Below are 3483 nucleotides of genomic sequence, written 5' to 3'. Positions count from 1 at the left end.
CCGCGAGACCGGGTACAACTACCGGCTCAGCAACCTGCTCGCCGCCCTCGGCCGCGCGCAACTCGTACGGCTCGACGGCATGATCGGCCGGCGCCGGCGTCTGCGGAACCGCTACGCCGAGCTGTTCGCGTCCGTTCCGGGCGTCGAACTCGTCGGTGCGGCCGACGACACCTCGAACTGCTGGCTGACAGTGATCCGGGTACGCCCCGACCGCGCCGGATGGCAGGCGGCCGAGCTGGCTGAACAGCTGCGGAAGCGGGACATCGAGACGCGGCCGGTCTGGAAGCCGATGCACCAGCAGCCGGCCTTCGCCGGGGCGGAGAGCGTCCTCAGTGGCGCCGCCGACGACCTGTTCGTCCAGGGGCTGACCCTGCCGAGCGGCAGCGCGCTCACCGAGCCGCAGATCAGCACGGTGCTGGGCGCGATCGGCGAGTTCCTGTCCGCCCGGATCGGGACGTAGCCGCATGACGCCCCTGCTGATCGTGGGGTGCGGTGGCCACGGGCGGGAGCTGCTGACCATCGCCCGGGCGGTGGTGGCGGCCGGCGGACCGGACTGGCAGCTGATCGGCTTTGTCGACGACCACCCCTCGGAGGAGAACCTCAAGCGGGTGCAGCGCCTGGACGTGCCGTACCTCGGCGGTGTCGCGTGGCTGCGCGAGGCACCGCCGCAGACTCATCACGTCATCGGCATCGGTGACCCGAGGATCCGCCGGGCGGTGGCGGCGAGGATCGACGCCTATGACCTTCCGGCCGCCAGCCTCGTGCACCCGGACGCCACCATCGGCCCGGACAACCGGTACGGCCCGGGGTTCGTCGCCTTCGCGGGCGCACGTGTCACCACGAACGTCACCATCGGCCGGCACGTCCACCTCAACCAGAACGTCACCGTCGGGCACGACAGCACCCTCGGCGACTTCGTGTCGGTCAACCCGCTCGCCGCCGTCTCCGGTGACTGTCACCTGTCCGAGGGCACGCTCGTCGGCACCAACGCCGCGGTGCTCCAGGGCCTGCGGGTCGGCCGGGACAGCACTGTCGGCGCCGGTGCCTGCGTGGTACGCGATGTCGGCGAGCGGACGGTCGTGAAGGGTGTGCCGGCCCGCTGATCCGGCGCTCCCGCGGCGGGCGGCGCCGGCACCGCCCGCCGTATCGGGGTCAGCGACGGATGCCCGCCCAGTCGTGGTGCCGACGGACCGTGGAGAGAATGAAGTCGACCACCCGGCGTGACGTGTCGGTGACCTGGTAGTCGGCCGGACAGGGCACGCCCTCCGCCTGGTGCTGGCGGACGGTCACCCGGACCGCCTCGGTCACGCCCGCGGGATCAAGCCCGGTCATGATGATGCCTCCGGCGTCGAGGGCCTCCGGACGCTCGATCGACTCCCGGAGCGTGACGGCGGGGAATCCCAGGATCGCCGCCTCCTCGCTGATCGTCCCGCTGTCCGACAGCGTGCAGTACGCGCTGGTCTGCAGGTGGACGTAGTCGGGCAGGCCGAAGGGCTCGTGGAAGACGATGCCGTCGAGCAGGTCCGCCTCCGGCGCCAGCGCCTCCAGCCGGTTGCGCGTGCGGGGATGCGTGGAGACGAGGACCGGGAACCCCCATTCGTCCCGGACCGCGTACAGGCATTCCAGCAGCCGGGCGAGCCGGTCCGGGCGGTCGACGTTCTCCTCGCGGTGCGCGCTGACGAGGAAGTACCGGCCCGCGTTCAGCCCGAGCCGGCTCAGCACCGTGGACGCCGCGATCGCGGGCCGGTAGTGCTCCAGCACCTCCCGCATGGGCGAGCCGGTGTGCAGGATCCGCCGTGGATGCAGGCCCTCGGCCAGGAGGTTACGACGCGCGTGTTCGCTGTAGACCAGGTTGAAGTCGGCGATGTGGTCGACGAGGCGACGGTTGGTCTCCTCCGGCACGTTCAGGTCGAAGCACCGGTTGCCCGCCTCCATGTGGTAGACCGGCACCTTCATCCGCCGCGCCATCAGGGCGCCGATGCTGCTGTTGGTGTCCCCGAGAACGAGCAGGGCGTCCGGGCGCAACTCGGCGATCGCGGACTCCATGCCGATCAGCACGCCACCGAGTACGCGCCCCAGGGACGCGGTGTCTACCTGCAGGAAACGATCGGGCTCGCGGATCCGCAGTTCCTTGAAGAAGACGTCGGAAAGAGTGCTGTCCCAGTTCTGCCCGGTGTGCACGAGCACGTGCTCCACAGTGTCGTCGAGGCGCGCGATCACCCGGGAGAGCCGGATTATCTCCGGCCTGGTCCCCACCACCGTCATCACCCGTGTCATGAACTGCCTTTCGCCCAGCCGGCCCAGCTTCCACCAGCGACCTCTGCTCGTTGGATCAACGAGCAGGCGACGCGCCCGGTGGCGGCCGGACGGGAGCAGCCGACGGATTACGCCGCTTATTGCCGCTATCTCCAGCTTTGGCTCGTTATGAGGAAGTAACGTGCAGTTGCGATGTGAGCTCCCGTCAGGCACGGGGGAGACTGGAGGAGATGTGGCTTCCTCGCTTTCGGGCCGGCGCTTCCTGATCACCGGCGGCACCGGCTCGTTCGGCCAGACCATGGTCGTCCGCCTGCTGAAGGCCGGCGCCGAAGAGGTACGGGTGCTCAGCCGTGACGAGTCCAAGCAGGACGCGATGCGGCACCGGCTCCGGGACGACCGGGTCCGCTACTACGTCGGCGACGTCCGCGACCACGACAGCACGCTGAAGGCCACCCGGGGAGTCGAGTACGTCTTCCACGCGGCGGCTCTCAAGCAGGTGCCCTCCTGCGAGTTCTTCCCGCTCGAAGCGGTCCGGACCAACGTCCTGGGCAGCGCCAACGTCGTGGACGCCTGCGAGCGCAACGGCGTCGAGGCGCTGGTGCTGCTCAGCACCGACAAGGCCGTCTACCCGGTGAACGCGATGGGCATGACCAAGGCGCTGATGGAGAAGGTGGCGCAGGCCCACGCGCGCAACAACCCCGGTGCCCGTACCCGGGTCTGCTGCGTCCGGTACGGCAACGTGATGTACTCCCGCGGCTCGGTGATCCCGCTGTTCGTCGAGCAGATCCGCGGCGGCGTGCCGCTCACCGTGACCGAGCCGACGATGACCCGCTTCCTGATGTCGCTGGAGCAGTCGGTCGAACTCGTCGAACACGCCTTCCACCACGGCCAGCCGGGTGACGTGTTCATCCGCAAGGCGGACGCCTGCACGATCGAGGACCTCGCCGTGGCCCTGTGCAACCTGTTCGGCGTGCCGGCGAAGTTCGACGTGCTGGGCATCCGGCACGGCGAGAAGCTGTACGAGACGCTGGCCAGCCGCGAGGACCTGGCCCGCGCCGAGGACTTCGGTGACTTCCTCCGGGTGCCGGTGGACAGCCGCGACCTGAACTACGGCCTGTACTTCGACGAGGGCGACACGAACCGGGAACACCGCGTCGACTACCACTCCCACAACGCGCGCCGGCTCGACGTCGCGGAAGTGATGGAACTGCTGGTCAGCCTGCCGGA

The 3483-nt window shown here is 69.7% G+C and carries 4 protein-coding genes; 3 read left to right on the top strand and 1 reads right to left on the bottom strand.

What is annotated here, in order from left to right; all coding sequences use genetic code 11:
• Positions 1-460, top strand: a 460-nt coding sequence (locus KBX39_RS26645) for a DegT/DnrJ/EryC1/StrS family aminotransferase (RefSeq protein ID WP_210873093.1), incomplete at its 5' end; no start/stop codon positions are given.
• A 4-nt stretch (positions 461-464) separates the two neighbouring features.
• On the top strand, positions 465-1103 hold the full coding sequence (locus KBX39_RS26640; protein ID WP_043325089.1) for an acetyltransferase: 639 nt from the start codon (positions 465-467) through the stop codon (positions 1101-1103).
• A gap of 49 nt (positions 1104-1152) precedes the next feature.
• Here KBX39_RS26640 and wecB read toward each other — a convergent pair whose 3' ends face one another.
• A complete protein-coding gene (wecB, locus tag KBX39_RS26635) occupies positions 1153-2265 on the bottom strand; it encodes a non-hydrolyzing UDP-N-acetylglucosamine 2-epimerase (RefSeq protein ID WP_231915574.1) in 1113 nt (370 codons plus the stop codon).
• A 223-nt stretch (positions 2266-2488) separates the two neighbouring features.
• Here wecB and KBX39_RS26630 point away from each other — a divergent pair.
• The coding region (locus KBX39_RS26630) for a polysaccharide biosynthesis protein (RefSeq protein ID WP_210873091.1) at positions 2489-3483 on the top strand (995 nt) is incomplete at its 3' end.

Origin of the sequence: Micromonospora sp. D75 (assembly GCF_018070405.1) — a bacterium.
Taxonomy (GTDB): domain Bacteria; phylum Actinomycetota; class Actinomycetes; order Mycobacteriales; family Micromonosporaceae; genus Micromonospora; species Micromonospora chalcea.
The sequence above is the reverse complement of the archived record's forward strand: the minus strand, read 5'-3'. Positions and strand labels throughout refer to the sequence as shown.

What these genes read in the sequence shown, in the direction of transcription:
- KBX39_RS26640 (WP_043325089.1), top strand. Translation starts at nt 465, where the DNA reads ATGACGCCCCTGCTGATCGTGGGGTGCGGTGGCCACGGGCGGGAGCTG.
- wecB (WP_231915574.1), bottom strand. Translation starts at nt 2,265, where the DNA reads ATGACGGTGGTGGGGACCAGGCCGGAGATAATCCGGCTCTCCCGGGTG.